The sequence below is a fragment of the Pseudoalteromonas sp. NC201 genome (assembly GCF_002850255.1).
Taxonomy (GTDB): domain Bacteria; phylum Pseudomonadota; class Gammaproteobacteria; order Enterobacterales; family Alteromonadaceae; genus Pseudoalteromonas.
This window is the reverse complement of sequence record NZ_CP022522.1, coordinates 2634008-2653352: the sequence shown is the minus strand read 5'-3', so window position 1 is coordinate 2653352 and position 19345 is coordinate 2634008. Positions and strand designations below refer to the sequence as shown.

Below are 19345 nucleotides of genomic sequence, written 5' to 3'. Positions count from 1 at the left end.
TAAAAGCTGACATTAGCTTTGCGTCATTGCTGAAAATTCTCTAAAATAACCGCGCATTTATGTCTAGCATAAGCGCGGTTATTTTTTACCTCACTTTTAATTGGCCCGGATATTATGACTATCAATAAAAAACCTGTTTTTAGACGCGTTCTTTTAAAGCTTAGTGGTGAAGCTTTAATGGGAGATGAAGGCTTTGGTATCGATCCAAAAGTATTGGATCGTATGGCACAAGAAATCAAAGAGTTAGTAGAGCTCGACGTAGAAGTGGGTTTGGTTATCGGTGGCGGTAACTTCTTACGTGGTGGTTCACTTGCAGAAGCGGGCATGAACCGAGTGGTGGGCGACCACATGGGCATGCTGGCGACCGTCATGAATGGCCTTGCGATGCGTGATGCGCTGCACCGTGCTTTTGTAAACGCACGTTTGATGTCTGCTATCCCGCTAAATGGTGTGTGTGATGCGTACAATTGGGCAGAAGCAATTAGCCTATTAAAATCTGGCCGTGTTGTTATTTTCTCAGCAGGTACGGGCAATCCTTTCTTTACTACAGACTCAGCAGCATGTTTGCGCGGTATAGAGATTGAAGCGGATACCGTGATTAAAGCCACTAAGGTTGAAGGGGTATTTAGTGACGATCCGGTGAAAAACCCAGATGCTACGCTATACCGCACGTTGACTTACAACGAAGTGATCGATAAAGAATTGAAAGTGATGGATTTAGCTGCATTTACATTGGCACGTGACCACAATATGCCAATCAGCGTATTCAACATGAATAAACCGGGTGCATTGAAAAATGTCATCATGGGTGAAGAGGAAGGTACCCTTATCTCTTCTCAAGCAGCAGAATAATCTGACGACTATTTCAGCAACTCGCAGTTAAGTAGCGAATCTCTAAATTGCGAGTATAATCTGGCATAACAAGAACAGACTAGGAAAGTATTGTGATCGAAGATATTAAAAAAGACGCTCAAGAGCGCATGAAAAAAAGTGTGGCGGCACTTGGAAGCCAGCTTTCTAAAATCCGCACAGGTCGTGCACACCCAGCACTACTAGATGGTATCTCTGTTTCATACTACGGTGCAGATACACCGCTAAACCAAGTAGCAAACGTAACGACGGAAGACTCTCGTACGCTGGCTATCAGCGTATTCGACAAGTCACTTGCACAAGCGGTAGAAAAAGCAATTATGTCTTCTGACTTAGGCCTAAACCCAATGTCAGCAGGTACTGTGATCCGTGTTCCACTTCCTCCACTAACTGAAGAGCGTCGTAAAGATCTCATCAAGATCGTACGTGGTGAGGTTGAAGGTGGTCGTGTTGCAGTACGTAACATTCGCCGTGATGCAAACGGTGATATTAAATCATTGCTAAAAGACAAAGAAATTTCTGAAGACGAAGCGCGTCAAGCTGAAGATGATATCCAAAAACTGACTGACAAGTTCATCAAAGAAATGGATACTCAACTAAGCGCGAAAGAAGCAGAGTTGATGGAAATCTAAATGTCTTTATCCTAGCGTTTATATTTACGCACTGTTTACGTATTGCAGAAAATTCTGCTTTGTTTCTGAGCAGTTAGGTTTTTTTGGGCTAGGTACACTGACAAATTTATTAGGTTTGAAGCGCCGCCTAAGGTATACTAGGCGGCGTTTTTTTTCACTTAAATTGGAATTATGGTTTTAAAAGCAGAGGTTATTTCGCAGCAATCATTGCCAAAACATGTTGCGATAATAATGGATGGCAACGGTCGTTGGGCTCAAGCTCGCAGGCGTCCACGCGCCTTCGGACACAAGAAGGGCGTAGATTCTGTTCGTAGTGCTGTACAATTCTGTTCCAAGTTAGGTATAGAGTCTCTGACGCTATTTGCCTTTAGTAGTGAAAACTGGCGTAGGCCAGAAGATGAAGTCAGCACGTTAATGGAATTATTTATTTATGTGCTGACTAAAGAAGTTAAAAAATTACATAAGAACAACGTAAAGCTAACCATTATTGGCGAACTTTCTCGTTTTCCTGACAGCCTCCAAAAGCGTGTTCATGAAGCTCAAACATTGACCCAGGACAATACAGGGCTTAACTTAAACATTGCAGCAAATTACGGTGGACGTTGGGATATCACACAGGCAGCACAACACCTCGCAAAACAAGTTGCAGCGGGTGAATTGCAACCAAGTGATATAACCGAAGATGCCTTGACAGAGCAGATGACGATGGCCGATCAAGCGAATCTCGACTTGCTGATCAGAACGGGAGGCGACTTCCGCATCAGTAACTTCTTGCTATGGCAAGCTGCGTATGCCGAACTCTATTTTACCGACACGCTTTGGCCTGATTTTGACGAGCAAGCATTCTCTGAAGCCATTGCTTGTTACGTGTCTAGAGAGCGACGCTTCGGATGCACAGGAGAGCAGATAAAGCAGCTCCTCGCAGAGAAAGACGCAACAAGTTAAGGGTTCAAATTTGTTAAAACAACGTATTCTAACGTCAGCGGTGCTTGCACCTCTGGCTCTACTTTTGGTGTTTTATACACCGCTGGCAATGTTTAGTACGATTGCCGCACTAATCGTTTTGCTTGGTGCATGGGAGTGGTCGGCGCTTGCGGGCCTATGTCAAAAGCGTCAGCGTTTTACTTTCGTTGGCGTCATGGCGGTGTTAATTCTATTGCTTAACACCCACTGGCCAATACAGGATTTATGGCAGCAAGGGCGCTTAGTCGCTGATGCTAATTATGTATTTACGCTCGCTTTTGCGTGGTGGCTGGTTGCTACTTTCTTGGTAGTTAAATATCCACGAGCAGCTCGTGCTTGGAATGAAGGGATCATGATGCGCTCCATCGCTGGTGTACTGACACTAGTACCGCTGTGGCTTGCGTTAAACGTGATGCGTAGTGCCGGATACGAAGATGGCGAACACATAGGTTCGGTTCTTATCATGGTGGTATTGGGTATAGTGTGGAGCGCAGACATTGGCGCCTACTTCGCTGGAAAGAATTTAGGTAAGCACAAGCTCATGCCTAAAGTGAGCCCTAATAAAACGATTGAAGGCCTAGTTGGTGGTGTGATCACCGCGGTTGTTTTTGTTTTGGTGTTTTGTCACTTCGCTGCGATTGATCTCAATATGTGGCCAATTTACGCTGCAATGACCATTATTATCGCGCTATTTTCCGCCGTTGGTGATTTGCTTGAAAGTATGTTTAAACGCGAAGTAGGCCTTAAAGATTCAGGCCGTTGTTTGCCAGGTCACGGCGGTATCCTAGATCGCATTGATAGCTTAACGGCTGCAGCACCCATTTTTGCTTTTTGCTACGCTTGGACGGTAGTGCTATGAGCGAGCGAAACTTGGTAGTACTGGGGGCGACAGGCTCAATTGGACTATCAACCTTAGACGTCGTCAGCCGCAATACAGAACAATATCGTGTATTTGCCTTAGTCGCAGGGCAAAACGCGGAAAAGATGGCTGAGCTTTGTTTACATCATCAACCCAAATACGCGGTTATGAGCTCTGAGCACGCAGCTCAGCAACTTTCTCAACGTTTGACGGACACTACCACCGAAGTACTCCATGGCGTTGAAGCAATGGCTGAGATGGCTCGCCACGTGGATGTGGATATCGTGATGTCTGCAATCGTTGGTGCAGCTGGGTTGTTACCGACTTTAGCGGCAGTCGAAGCGGGTAAAAAAGTGTTGCTGGCGAACAAAGAGTCGTTAGTAATGAGTGGCCAGCTGTTTATGGATAAAGTAAAAGCGCATGGTGCGACTTTACTCCCTATTGACAGTGAGCATAATGCCATTTATCAGTGCCTACCAACGACTATACAAACGGGACAATCTTCAAATCTAAGCCACAGCGGTGTTAGTAAGATTTTATTAACCGGTTCAGGTGGACCTTTCTTGCAGCGTTCATTGGCTACCTTAGCTTCAGTAACGGTAGAAGAAGCGGTTGCACATCCTAATTGGTCTATGGGCAGAAAAATCTCTGTCGACTCTGCGACCATGATGAATAAAGGGCTAGAGTTTATTGAAGCTAAGTGGTTATTTAACTGTTCAGCTGACGATATTGAAGTGGTGATACACCCACAAAGCATGATCCACTCTATGGTGCAGTATCGCGATGGCTCGGTGCTGGCACAAATGGGGCAACCAGACATGCGAACGCCGATTGCATATGGGCTTGCCTATCCTGACAGAATTGACGCGGGCGTCAAGCCATTAGATTTTTCTCAGATTGTCGATTTCACTTTTACCAAACCAGATTTTAACCGTTATCCCAACCTCAAATTAGCGATTGACGCATGTCGTAGTGGTCAGGCCGCAACAACAACAGTGAATGCTGCAAATGAAATTGCCGTTGCGGCATTTTTAGAGGGTAAGATAGGGTTTTGTGATATCTATCGAGTCAATGCCTTAACGCTTGAGCACAGTGAGCTAAGCGTATTAGAATCCGTTGAGTCTATTATGGAAACAGACCGAACGGCACGCCACCGAGCGCAGCAAATTATCGCCACATTGAGGTAACCATGTTTGAATTTTTCTGGCACTTAGGCTCATTTATTCTTGCTTTAGGGATTTTAGTTACCGTTCATGAATATGGCCATTTTTGGGTTGCCAGAAAAGCCGGCGTTAAGGTCTTACGTTTTTCTATCGGTTTTGGTAAGCCTTTAGTTAAGTGGTATGACAAACACCAAACCGAATACGTTATCGCCGCAATTCCACTTGGTGGTTATGTCAAAATGCTCGATGAACGTGTCGACGATGTGCCAGAGCAGGAGCGCCACCTTGCCTTCAATAATAAGCCAGTACTTTCTCGTATCGCTGTGGTAGCTGCAGGCCCCATTGCGAACTTTTTGTTTGCCATTGTCACGTTAGCGGCAATGTATATGGTAGGGGTTCAATCAGTAAAACCCGTCGTTGGAGCTGTGACACCAACCAGTATCGCGGCGGATGCAGGGTTTCAATCAGGCGACCACATCATTGCACTGAATGATGAGTTAGTGCACTCATGGCAAGACGTTACGTTTGAATTGATGGCGCATTTAGGTGAACCATCACTGGTTGCCAAAGTACAAGATGAAAAGGGTAGCTTAGCAATTCGCACGCTACGTTTGAGTGAATGGAAGCTGGAAAAGCAGGACGAAGCGCCGCTGACCTCAGTCGGCATTACGCCATATAGGCCGCCGCTGACGCTGCAGCTCGGTTATATTGAAGAAGGTGCGGCTGCCGACAAAGGTGGCTTACAAGTAGAAGACACGCTAGTTGCGATAAATGGTGACAAATTGGCGTCGTGGCAACAGCTGGTGAGCCGAGTTCAAAAATCGGCAAATCAAGCCATAAGCATTGATATTCTGCGCGATGGTAAGCCACAAACCCTAACGGTAACCCCTCGGGCAAAAACGTCATCAGAAGGTGTCGTACAAGGCTACTTGGGCGTTGTGCCTGTGATGGAAAAATGGCCAAATGGTTATATTGAAACTAGACAATATGGCATCCTAGATAGTATGGTGCTTGGCATTCGTAAAACTTACGACTTGATTGCCTTAAGTTTCGACATGATCGGCAACTTAATCACGGGCCAAGTCTCGGTAAAAAACTTAAGCGGGCCTGTGGGGATCGCGGTTAGTGCCGGAAATAGCGTTAGTTACGGGTTAGTTGCATTTTTAGGCTTCTTAGCGCTTATCAGCGTGAATTTAGGAGTTTTTAACTTATTACCGCTCCCTGTCCTAGATGGTGGGCATTTAATGTATTACTTAATTGAACTAATTCGCAGAAAACCAGTCTCTGAAAAGACACAAGAGTTTGGGTTTAAGATTGGAGCAGCGCTTCTTCTTGCCTTAACGTTTTTTGCACTATTTAATGATGTTTCTCGGCTTTAAGCCGTGCGGTGCTAAAAAGCGCACATTATATGCAGTTTAAATGTTTGCATTTTTGTTCAAGCATACAACGGATAACATAATACAAAAGCTGTAACGTTTGAATGTTGTGATGTAGTGGGCCTTAGCGTATCGCGCCAAAATTGTTGTAAAGGATAAAGATAATAAAATGCCTATAAAAAAACACATTGCAGTAACCAGTTTACTGGGCGCTAGTTTTGCTGCCTTAGGGCAAAACTCCTTTATCGTAGAAGATTTAAAAGTAGAAGGGCTGCAGCGAGTTGCACTAGGTGCTGCATTGACACATATTCCGATCAACGTTGGTGACAATGTCGATCAGTTTACTATTTCACGCACAATCAAGGCGTTGTATAAGTCTGGCCACTTTGACAACATTGCGGTATTCCGTGATGGTAATCAGATTATTTTTAAGGTTAAAGAACGTCCAACTATCAGCTCAATCGAATTTGATGGCAACAAAGACATCAAAGACGAGCAGCTAAATGAGAGTTTAGAACAGCAAAATATTCGCCAAGGTGAGCCGTTAGACAGAACGGTACTCGATAGTATCGAAAAAGGCTTAACGGAATTCTTCCACAGTATTGGTAAATACAATGCTAAGGTTGAGGTGAGCATTGTAGAATTGCCACGTAACCGTGTGAAGTTGATGCTGAAGTTTGAAGAGGGTGATGCTGCTTCTGTACGTCAAATTAACCTTGTTGGTAATGAACTGTTCTCGGACGAAGAACTTCTTAACCTAATTGAATCTCAGCAGGACTTGCCGTGGTGGCGCTTCCTATCTAATGACCGTTATCAAAAACAAACCATTGAAGGCGATTTAGAAAAGATCCGCAGTTTTTACCTAGACCGTGGTTATTTACGTTTTAACATCGATTCAACGCAAGTTTCAGTAAGCCCAGAACGTGAATCAGTTTATGTTACGGCAAACATCACCGAAGGTGAAAAGTATACCGTTAAAGGATTTGATTTCATTGGTGACTTACTAGGCCGTGAAGACTTAATTAAAGGTATTGTGCCACTTCGCGCTGGTGAGCTTTACAATGGCTCAGTTGTAACGGCGACGGAAGACTTCATTAAGAGTTATTTGGCGCGTTTTGGATATGCCAACGCTGAAGTGCGAACAGTCCCTGAAATTGATGACGAAAATAAAGAAGTACAACTAACGCTATCGGTAGACCCTGGTAAGCGTGTGTATGTGCGTCGAATCGTAGTGAATGGTAACCAGAATACAGCGGATGAAGTGTTACGTCGCGAAATGACGCAGCTTGAAGGTGCATGGTTGTCTAACCAAAACTTAGAGCGTTCTAAGCTTCAAATTCAACGTTTGCCATATATGGAATCGGTAGAGTTTGAAGTCAAGCCAATTCCAGGGGTTGAAGATCAGGTTGATGTTGACTTTAAAGTAAAAGAACAGCCTGCAGGCAGTTTCCAAGCGGGTGTTGCTTATGGTTCATATGCGGGCCTTCAGTTTAACATCGGTGTCAGTGAGTCTAACTTCCTTGGTTCTGGTAACCAAGTTGCTTTCAATATTAACACTTCGCGTGGTTCAGAGCGTTATAGTGTATCTTATACCGATCCGTACTTTACACCTGATGGTGTGTCGCAAGGCAGCAGTATCTTCTATAGTAAGTTCGATGCAAGTGAGTTTGGGATTGTAGATTATAAATCGACGAGCTACGGTATCGGCACTAACTTTGGTTTCCCAATCAATGCGATTAACCGTGTTAACTTTGGTATTCGTTGGATTGAAGAAAGCCTTTCGCAAATTTCAGACTTTGAGCAAACACGCGTACTTCGTGAGAGCTTCTTAAACGAAAGCGATCCAAACGCAGATTATGACTTTACCAAATATGAGTTAAGCGCAGGTTGGTCACGTGTAACGGTTAACCGTGGTATGTTCCCAACCGCAGGTTCTCGTCAAAGCTTGAACTTAAGTATTACTACACCAAACTCAGATCTTAATTTCTTCAAGATTAATTACGATTCACGTTTTTACTGGCCAATCAGTAACGACCATCGTTGGGTATTCTCAGCGAGAGCGGGCTTAGGTTATGGTAACGGTTATGGCGAGACCAATGGCTTTGAGCAAGTATTGCCATTCCAAGAGTTCTTCCGTATTTCAGAGCAAGAGCTGCGAGGCTTTGACCGAAACACGATCCTACCTCGAGCGGTACAGCGTGCGCCTAAGTGTATTCCGGGTACACCTAAACCAGATGGTACATCAGGTAGCTGTATTGGCGGCGATCAGCAATTTGATACGCTAAACCTAGGTGGCCGTATCGGTGGTAACGCAAAAGCACTAGCAGGTTTAGAGCTTATTGTACCAACGCCATTCCTAGACGAAGATAATACCAGTTCTGTAAGAACCAGCTTCTTCGTTGATGCGGCAAACGTTTGGGATACCGAGTTTGATGTAGATCGCTATAACAACTTGACGGAAGATCAATACAATCTACTTTCTGATTTCTCTGATCCATCAAGATTCAGAGTATCAACGGGTTTATCGATTCAGTGGATCTCGCCAATGGGTCCAATGCTGATCAGTTTCGCTTACCCACTCAAAAAAGAAGAAGAAGACGATACGAAGACGATCAGCTTCAATATCAGTAATACATTCTAAGGAGTTTTATTGTGAAAAAATTTATTAAATCATCAACACTAGCCATGACAGCAGCACTAATGATGGGTGCTTCAGGCAGCGCGCTTGCACACAAAGTCGGCATCGTAGACATGCAGGAAGTGTATAAGCAAATTCCACAAATGGCGAAAATTGAACAAACGCTACAAGCTGAGTTTGCTGAGCGTCGTCAAGAGCTTGAAAAAATTCAAGGTGACATTCGTTTCGAAGCTGAAAAATTTAAGCGCGAAGCGACGACTATGAGTGAAGAGCAAAAAGAAGCGCTTCGTGAAAAAATCCAAGGAATGCAAAAGACACTTGCTGAAAAAGGTCGTCCACTAGAGCAAGAAATTAAAGTTCGTCAAAACCAAGAGCTTGCTAAAGTACAAAAGCTAATCGTAGATGCGATTGAGTCTGTTGCTAAAAAAGGTAAGTTTGATGAAGTTAAAGTAAAAGATACGACAATTTACTTCAATCCTGATAAAGTAGCCGACCTTTCTGAAGAAGTGGTAAAAGCGGTTAGCAATAAGTAATGACAAAACTTCACACCTTATCTCAACTTGCTGAGTTTCTAGGTGCTCAGCTGCAAGGTGATGGCGATAAATCAATTCGAAATATCGCCACTCTCGCACAGGCAAAAGACGACCAAATCGCGTTTTTAGCCAACAGCAAATACCGTGGTCAGCTTGAAAGCACGACTGCGGGGGCCGTGATCTTGAGTGAAAAAGACGCGGATTATTTTGCGGGTAATAAACTCATTATCGCAGATCCCTATGTAGCCTATGCAAAACTTGCACAGAAGCTAGACTCAACACCTAGCGCAGCATCAGGAGTTCATCGTACAGCAGTTATCTCTGATACCGCGACGCTTGGCGAAAATGTCAGTGTGGGTGCGAATGCTGTAATTGAAGATGGCGCTGTGATTGGTGATGATGTTGAGATAGGGCCTGGCTGTTTCATTGGAAAACATGCCAAAATAGGCGCAAAGACTAAACTCTGGGCAAACGTGACTATCTATCATGAAGTACAGATAGGCGAGCAATGTCTATTCCAGTCTGGTGCCGTAATAGGAAGTGATGGTTTTGGCTACGCCAACGAGAAAGGCGAGTGGGTTAAAATCCCTCAAGTTGGCACCGTAATTATTGGCGACCGTGTCGAAGTTGGCGCGAGTACCTCTATTGATAGAGGTGCGCTAGAAGACACCATTATTCATAGCAACGTCATTTTAGATAACCAGATCCAAATTGCCCATAACGTCGAAGTTGGTTACGGTACAGCCATCGCAGGCTGCACGGTATTAGCGGGCAGTGTTAAGATCGGCAAGTACTGCCAAATTGGCGGCATGACAGCAATCAATGGTCACAACGAAATTTGTGATGGGGTTGTCATTACTGGTATGAGCATGGTTACTAAAGGAATTACTGAGCCAGGGATCTATTCTTCTGGTTTACCTCACCAAACGAATAAAGAGTGGCGTAAGTCTATTGCACACTTACGCAATTTATCTGACTTTAAGTCGCGCCTGAAGGCACTTGAGCTGCTGACAGCACAGCTTAAAGATACTGATGTAGAATAAGGAAGCTATTTTGGCTAACGAATTAAACAGCTTTGATATCCAAGAGATTTTAAAACTTCTTCCGCACCGCTACCCAATGTTGCTTGTTGACAAAGTGGTAGACTTTAAGCCTGGCGAATATCTTCACGCGATTAAAAACGTGACGATTAATGAGCCTATTTTCACGGGTCACTTCCCAGAGCAACCTATTTTCCCAGGAGTGTTGATCCTAGAAGCGATGGCACAGGCAACTGGTTTACTTGGTTTTAAAACGGTCGAGAATCGCAGCGAGAATGAACTATACTTATTTGCAGCGATTGACAATGCACGTTTCAAACAACCTGTTCTACCGGGTGACACGATGCATTTGCACGTTAAGTTCGAAAAAGAACGCCGTAATATCTGGAAATTCAGTGCTGAAGCTAAAGTAGAAGGCAAAACTGTGTGTTCAGCTGAAATTATGTGTGCTAGAAGAGAGTTTTAATGGCTATTCATCCTACCGCAATTATCGAATCAGGCGCGCGTCTAGGCGAGAATGTTTCTGTAGGCCCTTATAGTTATATTGGCAATGACGTAGTCATTGGTGATAACTGTAAGATTGAATCACATGTAGTGATCAAAGGCCCATCTGAGATTGGTTCAGGCAATCACATTTTCCAATTCGCGTCAGTAGGAGAAGCCTGCCAAGATAAAAAGTACAAGGATGAACCAACTAAGCTAATTATTGGTGATAACAACGTTATTCGTGAGTGTGCGACTATCCATCGTGGCACAATTCAAGACGAAGGGATCACGCGAATTGGTAGCAACAACTTATTTATGGCTTACACCCATGTAGCACACGACGCAGTCATTGGCAGCAATGTGATTTTCGCTAACAATGCGAGTGTAGCCGGACACGTACATATTGGTGACTGGGTTATCCTTGCGGGTAATTCTGGTGTACATCAATTTTGTAAAGTGGGTTCACATGCCTTTATTGGTATGTACTCGGGTGTGAACCAAGACGTGCCGCCATTTGTTACAACGACTGGCACGCCAGCGAGACCCGTTGCAATTAATACTGAAGGCTTAAAGCGTCGCGGCTTTGAGTCTGATGAAATCATGGCAACAAGACGCGCATACAAAACGTTGTTCCGTAAGGGGCTGCGTTTAGAAGATGCGTTAGAAGCGCTAAAAGAAGAGGCTTCTGAGTTCGCAGCAGTTCAACAAATGATTGATTTTATTGCGACTTCTAATCGTGGTTTGATCCGCTAAACTTGAACCGCAATACAGGTTATACTTACGCCATACATTTTGTATGGCGTTTTTTTATACTGAAAAATAACAATGGCTAACGAAAAAAATATCACCATTGGCGTGGTCGCAGGAGAGTTATCGGGCGATATACTCGGAGCAGGCCTCATAAACGCGCTAAAACTTCATTACCCCAATGCCAATTTTGTCGGGATCGGTGGTCCTAAAATGCAACAAGCTGGTTGTAAAAGCCTGTTTGACATGGATGAACTGGCTGTTATGGGACTAGTCGAAGTGCTTGGTCGCTTACCTCGCTTGCTAAAAATTAAAAAGCAATTGGTGAATTACTTTATTGATAATCCACCCGATGTATTCATCGGTATCGATGCGCCGGATTTTAATTTGCGTGTTGAAAAACCGTTGAAAGCGGCTGGGGTTAAAACCATTCAGTATGTAAGCCCAAGTGTGTGGGCGTGGCGTCAAAAACGCATCCATAAGATTGCTGAAGCGACTAACCTAGTGCTGTCTTTGCTGCCGTTCGAAAAAGCCTTTTATGATAAACATGAAGTGCCTTGTACATTTGTGGGTCACACGCTAGCGGATGAAATTCCACTTGAGCCGGATACCGCAGGTGCGCGTGCACAGCTGAGCTTAAGTCAAGATGATACGGTTTTAGCACTGCTTCCTGGTAGCCGGGGCTCTGAAGTTGGCTTATTGAGTCGCACTTACCTTGCCACTGCAAAAAAACTAGTCGATAAAATTCCCGACTTAAAAATCGTCGTGCCTTTGGTAAACGAAAAGCGCAGAGCGCAGTTTTTGGAAGCCTTGAAGGAAGTTGCGCCGGAATTGAACCCGATTATGCTTGACGGCCAGTCAGCACTGGCAATGCAAGCTGCGGATAGCGTTTTACTGGCCTCGGGTACAGCCACACTTGAGGCGATGCTATATAAAAAGCCAATGGTGGTAGGGTATAAGCTAAATCCTAAGAGTTATTGGATTTTTAATACCTTTTTTACCTTTAACATCAAATACTTTGCCTTGCCGAATTTATTGGCTGACGCACCACTTGTGCCTGAGTTTTTACAGGCAGAGTGTAATCCTGACGCACTCGCTGATGCACTTTTCCCGATGTTAAAGGGCAATAATAGTAAGCTTGTTAGAAAGTTTTACGAGATACATGAGAACATTCGCCTAAATGCCAGCAAACAAGCGGCTCAGGCTGTAATGGAGTTAATAGATGCAAATTGAACGTCCTGATGTGCAGTATATTGCAGGCGTTGACGAGGTAGGACGTGGCCCGTTGGTGGGTGACGTTGTGACCGCTGCCGTCATTTTAGACCCAACCAAACCAATAGTAGGGTTAACCGACTCAAAAAAACTGTCAGAGAAAAAGCGCATTGCATTGGCAGAAGAAATAAAAGAAAAGGCATTATGTTACTGCATTGCGAGAGCATCGGTTGCAGAAATTGACGATCTGAATATTCTTCACGCAACGATGTTGGCGATGACACGCGCAGTTGAAGGATTGGAAATTCAACCAAATCATGTATTTGTTGATGGAAATCGTTTACCTAAGCTAAGTGTCGCGGCAACCGCAGTTGTAAAAGGGGATAGCCTAGTTGCCGAGATAAGTGCAGCATCCATATTGGCGAAAGTCACCCGAGACAATGAGATGTTAGCACTCGATGCGGAATATCCAGAGTTTGGTTTTGCAGGCCACAAAGGTTATCCAACCAAAGCCCATTTTGCCGCACTCGAAGCACATGGTGTTACTCCGCATCACCGTACAAGCTTTAAGCCTGTGCAACGAATTTTGGCCGAGAAGGAGTAAGCATGCCAGCCCCGCAGTTTGTCCATTTGCGTGTACACAGTGACTTCTCAATGGTGGATGGTCTAGCGAAGACCAAACCAATTGTGGCAAGGGCCGAAGAGCTTGCAATGCCTGCGCTTGCCATCACCGATCAAATGAACTTATGTGGTTTGGTGCGTTTTTATGGTGGCGCACACGGGGCAGGGATCAAGCCAATAATTGGTGCGGATTTTTGGCTAAAGTCAGATCAGTTTCCTGATGAACCAAGCCGAATTCTCGTTCTCGCCAAGAACAATCAAGGGTATAAAAACCTCACCTTGTTGATCTCCGATGCCTATCTTCGTGGTCATGTATTCCATCGTCCTGTTATTGATAAAGAATGGCTCGCCAAATACAAAGAAGGGCTGATCCTTATCTCCGGCGCGAAAGATGGCGATTTAGGTAAAGCCATCTTAAAAGGCAATCCTAAGCTAATTGAAGAAACGCTGGCGTTTTACGAGCAACATTTTAGCGACCATTTTTATATTGAGCTGCAACGCACAGCACGTGCACAAGAAGAAGAATATCTCCATGGTGCTGTGGAGGTCGCGGCTGCGCGTAATATACCCGTCGTTGCGACGAATGAAGTGGTGTTTTTACACGAAAAAGACTTTGATGCCCACGAAATTCGTGTTGCTATTCACGACGGCTATACATTAGAAGACAAAAATCGACCAAAACGCTTTTCTAAAGAGCAATATTTAAAGACTTCTGAGCAAATGCAAGCGCTCTTTAGTGACATTCCAGAAGCTTTAGAAAACACCGTAGAAATCGCCAAACGCTGTAACGTGACGGTACAGCTTGGCACCTACTTCCTACCAGATTATCCAACGGGCGATCTGGCGATTGAAGATTTCTTGGTAAAAGTGTCGCGAGATGGCCTAGAAGAACGGTTGCAGTTCTTATTTCCTGATGAAAATGATCGCAAAGAAAAGCGTGGTGAATATGACGACCGTCTGCAGGTTGAACTCGATGTTATCAACCAAATGGGATTCCCTGGTTACTTCTTAATCGTAATGGAGTTCATTCAGTGGAGTAAGGATAACGGCATCCCTGTAGGTCCTGGTCGTGGTTCCGGTGCCGGCTCTTTGGTGGCATATGCGCTTAAGATCACAGATCTTGACCCACTTGAATTCGATCTTCTATTCGAACGATTCCTTAACCCCGAGCGGGTTTCGATGCCAGACTTTGACGTCGACTTCTGTATGGATAGACGAGACGAGGTAATTGATCACGTTGCTAAACTGTACGGTCGAGACGCCGTATCTCAGATCATCACCTTTGGTACGATGGCGGCAAAAGCGGTAATTCGAGACGTTGGTCGTGTGCTTGGTCACCCTTACGGCTTCGTAGATAGGATCTCTAAGCTTGTACCTGGCGACCCTGGGATGACACTTGCCAAAGCGTTTGATGTTGAACCTCGCTTGCCTGAAGCTTACGATAGCGATGAAGAAGTTCGTGAACTGATTGATAAATGTCGTATTCTTGAAGGCTGTACGCGTAACGCAGGTAAACACGCCGGTGGTGTTGTTATCTCGCCTACTACCATTACCGACTTTGCAGCGCTGTATTGCGATGAAGAAGGTAAGTTCCCAGTTACCCAGTTTGATAAGAACGACGTAGAAACTGCAGGTCTGGTTAAGTTTGACTTCCTCGGTCTAAGAACGCTAACCATTTTGCAATGGGCACTCGACATGGCGAACGAACGCCTTGGCAGAGAAAGTCGCGAGCCGATTGATATCGCTGCGATCCCATTGGATGACCCTGCAAGTTTTAAAGTGTTATTAGACGCACAAACAACTGCGGTATTCCAGCTGGAATCTCGTGGTATGAAAGACTTGATCCGTCGCTTGAAGCCAGACTGTTTCGAAGACATGATCGCACTGGTTGCGCTATTCCGTCCGGGTCCTTTGCAATCAGGCATGGTAGATAACTTTATCGACCGTAAGCATGGTCGTGAAGAAGTATCGTATCCAGACGCACAATACCAGCATGAAAGTCTACAACCCATACTGGAGCCAACCTACGGGATCATCCTATATCAAGAACAGGTAATGCAGATAGCGCAGGTGCTTGCCGGTTATAGTCTAGGTGGCGCTGACTTGCTTCGTCGTGCGATGGGTAAGAAAAAGCCTGAAGAAATGGCGAAGCAACGTGCAACGTTCGAAGATGGTGCCAAAGATAATGGCGTCGAAGGCGAACTTGCCATGAAAATCTTCGACTTGGTAGAAAAGTTCGCGGGTTACGGCTTTAACAAATCACACTCCGCAGCCTACGCGTTAGTGTCGTACCAAACGCTATGGATGAAGACCCATTTCCCTGCCGAGTTTATGGCGGCAGTAATGTCAGCGGATATGGATAACACTGACAAAATCGTAACCTTGGTAGATGAATGCGAAAACATGAAGTTGACGCTGCTACCACCTGATGTGAATGCCGGTGTCTACAAATTTGCTGTAAATCTTCAAGGTGAGATCGTCTATGGTTTAGGTGCGATAAAAGGCGTAGGTGAAGGCCCCGTTGAAGCGATCCTTGAAGCGCGAGCCCAAGGGGGAGAATTTAAAGATTTATTCGACTTCTGTGCGCGAGTTGATTTAAAGCGTCTAAATAAACGCGTGATTGAAAAGCTCATTTACGCAGGAGCGCTTGATAAGCTTGGTCCTGACAGAGATCAGCCTGGGCGCGCGACTTTACTGGCAAGCTTAAAAGATGCCATGAAGTCGGCAGAGCAGCATCACAAAGCCGAATCACTTGGACAGAGCGACTTATTTGGTTTGCTAGCAGTTGAGCCTGAGGAGGTTGAGCAAGCCTTTATCAAAGCCACGCCGCTCAGCGATAAAGAATGGTTAAATGGGGAAAAAGAAACCTTAGGTCTTTATCTAACAGGCCACCCAATTAACCAATATCGTAAAGAATTAAAATATTATACCTCTGGCAAGTTAGTTGACTTACAACCCGGTAATCGTGATACGGTAGCAACCGCGGCGGGGCTGGTTATCAATGCTCGTACCTTGATAAACAAAAAAGGAGCGCGGTGGGGGCTTATCACTTTAGATGACAAAAGTGCCCGAATTGATGTACGCTTATTTCCTGAACAGTTTGAAATGTACCAAGAAATGCTGCAAATTAACCAAATCTTGGTAATATCTGGACAGGTCAGCTTTGATAACTTCTCTGGTGGCATTACAATGACCGCAAGAGAAATCTCTACCATTGCTCAGGCGCGAGAAAAGCGTATTAGTGCAATAAAAATGACGCTAAATATGGCTCAAATTGACGCGAACTTCTTTGATAATTTCAAAAAAGTGCTAGAACCATACAAATTTGGAACGTGTCCGGTAAAAATTAAATATCAGCGTCCTGATGCATTAGCAGAGTTAACATTAGGAACACAATGGTGTGTGACGCCAAGTGATGAGCTTTTAACTCGTTTATCACTGTTGGCGGCGCAGGAATTAGAATTAGAATTTAACTAAACAGGTAGTTTAGAGCATGAGCCTCAATTATCTTGAATTTGAACTTCCAATCGCTGAATTGGAAGCAAAAATCAAAGAATTACAAAACGTAAGCCGCTCTGGCGATTTAGATCTTAGCCTTGAAGAAGAGATAAGCCGCTTAAAAGACAAAAATGTTGAGCTAACCAAGAAAATTTTCGATGGTTTAGGTACTTGGCAAGTGTCTCAATTAGCGCGTCATCCGCTTCGTCCATATACTCGCGATTATATTGAACGCATTTTTACCGAGTTTGACGAGTTCGCAGGCGACCGTACTTTTGCTAACGATCCGGCTATTCTTGGTGGTGTTGCACGTCTTGACGACAAGCCAGTAATGATTATCGGTCAGCAAAAAGGTCGTGATACGGCTGAAAAAATCAAACGTAATTTTGGTATGCCAAAGCCAGAAGGTTACCGTAAAGCATTACGCTTAATGGAAATGGCTGAACGCTTTAAGATGCCAATCATTACCTTTATCGACACTCCGGGAGCTTACCCGGGGGTAGGCGCTGAAGAGCGCGGTCAAAGTGAAGCGATTGCACGTAACCTTAAGGTGATGGCAGCGCTTAAAGTGCCAACCATTTGTACTGTGATTGGTGAAGGCGGCTCTGGTGGCGCGTTGGCTATTGGGGTAGGTGACAGAGTAAACATGCTGCAATACAGCACGTATTCGGTAATTTCACCTGAAGGGTGTGCTTCTATTCTTTGGAAGAGTGCAGACAAAGCCTCACTTGCAGCAGAAGCAATGGGTGTATCAGCTTCTCGCGTAAAAGAGTTAGACCTTATCAATAATATCATCGAAGAGCCGCTAGGTGGCGCACACCGCAATTACGATGCGATGGCGAAAAACCTGAAAGTGCAGCTTAAACGTGACTTGGCTGATCTTGAAGCGCTAAGCACCGAAGAGATGTTAGATCAGCGTTATAAGCGTCTGATGTCATTTGGTTATTGTTAATACGGGTTCTGCTCGTATTGATATCAATGCTAATTTAAGTTAAAAAGCCGCTATTGAGCGGCTTTTTTTATTGATTGTAGAAAACATGATTAATAGTCGGGTTTACCAGCAAGTAGAGTCAAGTTTAAAGGTATTGAGTTCCAGCCTCGACGCCAAAGGGTTGTGTATTGCTTTATCTGGTGGTGTGGATTCGGTTGTGTTGCTCCATCTTTGTCGAGAATATGCAAACAAGCATAACGTTATACTCCAAGCGGTTTATGTTAATCATGGCTTGTCACAGCACGCTACGCAGTGGCAGCAATTTTGCCAATCACTTTGTGAAACACTTAATGTTCCCTTTGTTGCAAAACAGGTTGTCATTACTCGAAAAACCCGCACTAGCCTTGAAGCTCAAGCACGCGAAGCTCGCTATCAAGCTTTAGATGACGCGGCCAAAGCCGGTTTTGCAATCGTACTTGGGCAACATGCCGATGACCAAGTAGAAACTTTCTTACTGAGATTAAAGCGCGGCTCTGGATTACTCGGGCTTGGAGCGATGAGAGCGACAACTCAGCTGGCATCAGGGCGATATTGTATTCGTCCGTTACTAGCCGTTAGTCGCAGTGACATTGAAGCATTTGCACAGCAGTTTGGCCTTGAGCATATTACTGATGAGTCCAACGCCGACGATGTGTTTGACCGTAACTTTTTACGCAATCAGGTGATCCCGCTACTTACCTCTCGATTCAAAGGTTTTGTAGGTAACACACTGCGCAGTATTGATATTTTACAGCGCCAACAAGCCATAATTGATGAGGTGAGTGAAGAAGACTTGCAAAAGTGTCGTTGTCGGATGGCGCTAAATATCACGGCTTTACAACGGCTCTCTTATGCAAGAAGAGATAATGTTATCAGACTGTGGCTATCAAAGCAGGGCATAGAGATGCCGAGTCACAAACAGCTAGATGAAATCGTACAACAGGCGTTTTTATCGCGCCAAGACAGTCAACTTGAAATTCGTTTTAAGCAAGGCGCAGTGAGGCGCTATCGTGATGCACTTTATTGGGTAACGGAAACTAGCCAAAAGCATGACATTGAGACCGTTAACCTCAACGAACTCAGCGGGCAAAGTACACCTGTTGCTTTACAAACTGGCAAGGGGATCCGCAAACCTTTCACGGATGAAATCGTTAGCATTCGCTACGGCAGACTTAAAGATAAAATCAAACCACAGAGCAAACCTGGCTCTAATACCTTGAAACATTGGCTAAAAGATTTACACATTCCAAGCTGGGAGCGTGATTCTATTGCGGTTGTTTATTACAATGATACACCGGTTGCGGTGAACGGACTGTTTGTGAGTGCCGATCACGCAGAAGACGATGGCATTATTTGGGTAGTAAAAGATGACTGAAAGTAAAAAGATTGGCCAACAGTTAGCGCAAAAGGCACCTTATGCGGTGGTGTTCACTGCGGTGGTGTTTATTGTACTTTTTATGTCGAGTGAAGTGGTATGGCTAAATCAAGTATTTGCTTCCGCGTCAGGCATTATCAGTATCGTGTTTTTACTTCTGTATTGGCATGGTAAGGGTGGAATGTATTTTATTCTTGGCTTACTTGCGCCAATGCTTGCGGTGATGTTTTCAGTGTTACCCGATTTCCTTGCGCTTGCATGGGTAATAAATGGATTTTTTAACGGCGCGGCACTTGCCCTGATGGCCTACCTATACTTAGGAAAAGGTGCTCAGCGTTAACGCATAACACTGAGCAAAAGGG

At 44.6% G+C, this 19345-nt stretch carries 17 protein-coding genes; all 17 read left to right on the top strand.

Features of this window, described 5'->3' with window-relative positions:
• The first annotated feature begins 114 nt into the window (after positions 1-114).
• The 17 genes from pyrH (at position 115) to PNC201_RS11270 (ending at position 19323) form a co-directional block, all read left to right on the top strand.
• Positions 115-852, top strand: a complete 738-nt coding sequence (pyrH, locus tag PNC201_RS11350) for a UMP kinase (protein ID WP_010371324.1) — start codon at positions 115-117, stop codon at positions 850-852.
• Positions 853-944: 92 nt separating this feature from the next.
• Complete coding sequence (frr, locus tag PNC201_RS11345; RefSeq protein ID WP_010371327.1) at positions 945-1502, top strand: ribosome recycling factor; 558 nt, start codon at positions 945-947, stop codon at positions 1500-1502.
• Between the two features lie 171 nt (positions 1503-1673).
• Entirely contained in the window at positions 1674-2447 is a 774-nt protein-coding gene (locus PNC201_RS11340) for an isoprenyl transferase (RefSeq protein ID WP_010606771.1), read from the top strand.
• 10 nt (positions 2448-2457) lie between these two features.
• Entirely contained in the window at positions 2458-3324 is an 867-nt protein-coding gene (locus PNC201_RS11335) for a phosphatidate cytidylyltransferase (protein ID WP_017216091.1), read from the top strand.
• Positions 3321-4511: a 1-deoxy-D-xylulose-5-phosphate reductoisomerase gene (ispC, locus tag PNC201_RS11330; protein ID WP_102057109.1), complete on the top strand. Its 1191-nt coding sequence runs from the start codon at positions 3321-3323 to the stop codon at positions 4509-4511. Before PNC201_RS11335 ends, ispC begins: the two co-directional genes overlap by 4 nt.
• A 2-nt stretch (positions 4512-4513) precedes the next feature.
• A complete protein-coding gene (gene rseP, locus PNC201_RS11325) occupies positions 4514-5866 on the top strand; it encodes a sigma E protease regulator RseP (protein ID WP_102057108.1) in 1353 nt (450 codons plus the stop codon).
• A 166-nt stretch (positions 5867-6032) separates the two neighbouring features.
• Complete coding sequence (bamA, locus tag PNC201_RS11320) at positions 6033-8504, top strand: outer membrane protein assembly factor BamA (RefSeq protein ID WP_010606775.1); 2472 nt, start codon at positions 6033-6035, stop codon at positions 8502-8504.
• 11 nt (positions 8505-8515) lie between these two features.
• Positions 8516-9034, top strand: coding sequence for an OmpH family outer membrane protein (locus PNC201_RS11315; protein WP_102057107.1), 519 nt, complete (start codon positions 8516-8518; stop codon positions 9032-9034).
• Positions 9034-10077 carry a UDP-3-O-(3-hydroxymyristoyl)glucosamine N-acyltransferase gene (gene lpxD, locus PNC201_RS11310; RefSeq protein WP_102057106.1) on the top strand — a complete coding sequence of 348 codons (1044 nt, stop codon included), beginning with the start codon at positions 9034-9036 and terminating at the stop codon, positions 10075-10077. Before PNC201_RS11315 ends, lpxD begins: the two co-directional genes overlap by 1 nt.
• 10 nt (positions 10078-10087) lie before the next feature.
• Complete coding sequence (gene fabZ, locus PNC201_RS11305; RefSeq protein ID WP_010371351.1) at positions 10088-10540, top strand: 3-hydroxyacyl-ACP dehydratase FabZ; 453 nt, start codon at positions 10088-10090, stop codon at positions 10538-10540.
• Positions 10540-11313, top strand: a complete 774-nt coding sequence (lpxA, locus tag PNC201_RS11300; protein ID WP_088530226.1) for an acyl-ACP--UDP-N-acetylglucosamine O-acyltransferase — start codon at positions 10540-10542, stop codon at positions 11311-11313. The genes fabZ and lpxA overlap by 1 nt, the downstream gene beginning before the upstream one ends.
• A 72-nt stretch (positions 11314-11385) precedes the next feature.
• Entirely contained in the window at positions 11386-12540 is a 1155-nt protein-coding gene (lpxB, locus tag PNC201_RS11295) for a lipid-A-disaccharide synthase (protein ID WP_010606779.1), read from the top strand.
• The gene (gene rnhB, locus PNC201_RS11290) at positions 12530-13123 is read left to right on the top strand and encodes a ribonuclease HII (protein WP_010606780.1); all 594 of its coding nucleotides are present in this window, start codon (positions 12530-12532) and stop codon (positions 13121-13123) included. Before lpxB ends, rnhB begins: the two co-directional genes overlap by 11 nt.
• Before the next feature lie 2 nt (positions 13124-13125).
• Positions 13126-16617, top strand: coding sequence for a DNA polymerase III subunit alpha (gene dnaE, locus PNC201_RS11285; protein WP_102057105.1), 3492 nt, complete (start codon positions 13126-13128; stop codon positions 16615-16617).
• A gap of 16 nt (positions 16618-16633) precedes the next feature.
• Positions 16634-17590 carry an acetyl-CoA carboxylase carboxyl transferase subunit alpha gene (gene accA, locus PNC201_RS11280; protein WP_010606782.1) on the top strand — a complete coding sequence of 319 codons (957 nt, stop codon included), beginning with the start codon at positions 16634-16636 and terminating at the stop codon, positions 17588-17590.
• Between the two features lie 85 nt (positions 17591-17675).
• Entirely contained in the window at positions 17676-18983 is a 1308-nt protein-coding gene (gene tilS / locus PNC201_RS11275; protein ID WP_102057104.1) for a tRNA lysidine(34) synthetase TilS, read from the top strand.
• Positions 18976-19323: a hypothetical protein gene (locus PNC201_RS11270; protein WP_095727472.1), complete on the top strand. Its 348-nt coding sequence runs from the start codon at positions 18976-18978 to the stop codon at positions 19321-19323. The genes tilS and PNC201_RS11270 overlap by 8 nt, the downstream gene beginning before the upstream one ends.
• Positions 19324-19345: the final 22 nt, after the last annotated feature.

Excerpts from the sequence above, each read along its gene's own strand:
- lpxD (WP_102057106.1), top strand. The coding sequence starts at position 9,034 with ATGACAAAACTTCACACCTTATCTCAACTTGCTGAGTTTCTAGGTGCT.
- bamA (WP_010606775.1), top strand. The coding sequence starts at position 6,033 with ATGCCTATAAAAAAACACATTGCAGTAACCAGTTTACTGGGCGCTAGT.
- accA (WP_010606782.1), top strand. The coding sequence starts at position 16,634 with ATGAGCCTCAATTATCTTGAATTTGAACTTCCAATCGCTGAATTGGAA.
- tilS (WP_102057104.1), top strand. The coding sequence starts at position 17,676 with ATGATTAATAGTCGGGTTTACCAGCAAGTAGAGTCAAGTTTAAAGGTA.
- lpxA (WP_088530226.1), top strand. The coding sequence starts at position 10,540 with ATGGCTATTCATCCTACCGCAATTATCGAATCAGGCGCGCGTCTAGGC.
- pyrH (WP_010371324.1), top strand. The coding sequence starts at position 115 with ATGACTATCAATAAAAAACCTGTTTTTAGACGCGTTCTTTTAAAGCTT.
- dnaE (WP_102057105.1), top strand. The coding sequence starts at position 13,126 with ATGCCAGCCCCGCAGTTTGTCCATTTGCGTGTACACAGTGACTTCTCA.
- PNC201_RS11340 (WP_010606771.1), top strand. The coding sequence starts at position 1,674 with ATGGTTTTAAAAGCAGAGGTTATTTCGCAGCAATCATTGCCAAAACAT.
- lpxB (WP_010606779.1), top strand. The coding sequence starts at position 11,386 with ATGGCTAACGAAAAAAATATCACCATTGGCGTGGTCGCAGGAGAGTTA.
- ispC (WP_102057109.1), top strand. The coding sequence starts at position 3,321 with ATGAGCGAGCGAAACTTGGTAGTACTGGGGGCGACAGGCTCAATTGGA.
- rseP (WP_102057108.1), top strand. The coding sequence starts at position 4,514 with ATGTTTGAATTTTTCTGGCACTTAGGCTCATTTATTCTTGCTTTAGGG.
- rnhB (WP_010606780.1), top strand. The coding sequence starts at position 12,530 with ATGCAAATTGAACGTCCTGATGTGCAGTATATTGCAGGCGTTGACGAG.
- PNC201_RS11270 (WP_095727472.1), top strand. The coding sequence starts at position 18,976 with ATGACTGAAAGTAAAAAGATTGGCCAACAGTTAGCGCAAAAGGCACCT.